The organism is Actinomadura sp. (genome assembly GCF_044508335.1).
In the GTDB taxonomy this organism is placed as follows: Bacteria; Actinomycetota; Actinomycetes; order Streptosporangiales; family Streptosporangiaceae; genus Spirillospora.
Genome location: NZ_JBIQHY010000098.1, coordinates 21,551 through 23,347, shown reverse-complemented (window position 1 = coordinate 23,347; position 1,797 = coordinate 21,551). Strand labels below are relative to the sequence as shown.

Here is a 1,797-nt window from a genome sequence, read left to right as displayed (position 1 = left end):
CGGCGCGTCCCGCGCCGTGGAGGCCGCCGCGCTCGTCACCGCCAACGCCGCCGCCGCCCTGGCCCGGTTCCTGCTGATGCGCGCCTGGATCTTCCACCCCCGCCGCCTCGCCCCGCGCGGCGCACCGCGCCCCGCCGCACACCCAGCCGCACACCCAGCCGCACACCCAGCCGCACATCGCACCGGAGGGACGCCCTCGTGACCGCCACCGCCACCGCGCCCGCCGGGCGGCGCGGCCCCGCCCCGGCCCGGCCCCTGCGGCGGCTGCTCCTCGGCGCCCCCGACGACCCCCGCTGGGCCCGGCCCGCCCTGTGGGCCGTCCTGATCGCCGCGGGAGCGCTCTACGGGTGGGGGCTGCCGGACGCCGGATACGCCAACGCCTACTACTCCGCCGCCGTCAAAAGCGGCACCCAGAGCTGGAAGGCGTTCTTCTTCGGCTCCCTGGACGCCGGCTCCTACATCACCGTCGACAAACCGCCCCTGGCGCTGTGGGCGATGGGCCTGTCGGCCCGCATCCTCGGATTCGGCACGTGGAGCCTGCTGCTCCCGCAGGTCGTCGAAGGCGTCGCCGCCGTCGCCGTCCTGCACGCGGCGGTCCGGCGCGCGTTCGGGCACGCCGCCGCGGTCACCGCGGCGGCCGTGCTCGCCCTCACCCCGATCACCGTCGCGATCAACCGCGACAACAACCCCGACACCCTCCTGGTCCTGCTGATGGTCGCCGCCGCCTGGGCCTGCCAGCGCGCCATCGCCGGCGGGCGGGCGCGGCCCCTGCTGCTCGCGGCGTTCCTGATCGGCTGCGGCTTCAACACCAAGATGCTGCAGGCGTTCCTGCCCGTCCCCGCGCTGGCCCTGGCCTACCTGGTCGCGGCGCGGCCCGGGATCCGGCGGCGGCTGGCGCACCTGGCCGCCGCCGGCGCCGTCCTGGCGGTCTCGTCGCTGTGGTGGGTCCTCACCGTCGACCTGATCCCCGCCCGCTCCCGCCCCTACATCGGCGGCAGCACCGACGGCACCGCCCTGGACCTGGTCATCGGCTACAACGGCCTCGGCCGCGTCCTCGGCCAGGACGGGCCGGGCGGACGCGGCGGCCCCGGGTTCGGCGGCGGGTTCGGCGGCGCGCCCGGCGCCGGGCGGCTGTTCAACGACATCCTCGGCGGCCAGATCTCCTGGCTGATCCCCTTCGCCGTCCTCGCCCTGGCCGCCGGGCTCGTCCTGCTGCGCCGCCGCCCCCGCACCGACCCCGCCCGCGCCGCGCTGATCCTGTGGGGCGGCTGGCTCGCCGTCCACTACGCCGTCTTCAGCTTCGCGCAGGGCACCTTCCACCCCTACTACTCCACCGCCATGGCCCCCGCCGTCGCCGCGCTCACCGGCGCCGGCGCCGTCCTGCCGGCCGCCGCGCACCGCCGGCCGGCGGCGTGGGCGTGGGTCCTGCCCGCCGGGACCGCCGCCACCGGGGCCTGGGCGTTCGTCCTGCTGGACCGCACCCCCGGCTGGCATCCGTGGCTGCGGTGGCTCGTCGCCGCCGCCACCGCCCTCGCCGCCGCCGCGCTCCTGGCCGGGCGGCTCATCCCGCGCACCCGGCCGCGCGCCGGGACATCCGCTGCGGCCGCGGGCCTCGTCCTCGCCGCCGCCGCCGCGCTCGCCGGGCCGGGCGCCTACGCCGCGTCGGCCGCCTCCACCGCCCCCAACGGCACCGACCCGCTGGCCGGGCCGTCCGCGGGCAACCGGTTCGGCGGCCCGCGCGGACGCGGCGCCCCCACCGGCATGCCCGCCGGACGCCCCGGCACCCCGCCCGGCGCC

At 79.2% G+C, this 1,797-nt stretch carries 1 protein-coding gene and 1 pseudogene; both read left to right on the top strand.

The window, feature by feature from the left end; genetic code table 11:
- Positions 1-202: pseudogene (locus ACIWVC_RS26320) on the top strand (hypothetical protein); the annotation flags it as partial.
- On the top strand, positions 199-1,797 hold a 1,599-nt coding region (locus ACIWVC_RS26315; protein WP_396454712.1), incomplete at its 3' end, for an ArnT family glycosyltransferase. The pseudogene ACIWVC_RS26320 and the gene ACIWVC_RS26315, both read left to right, overlap by 4 nt.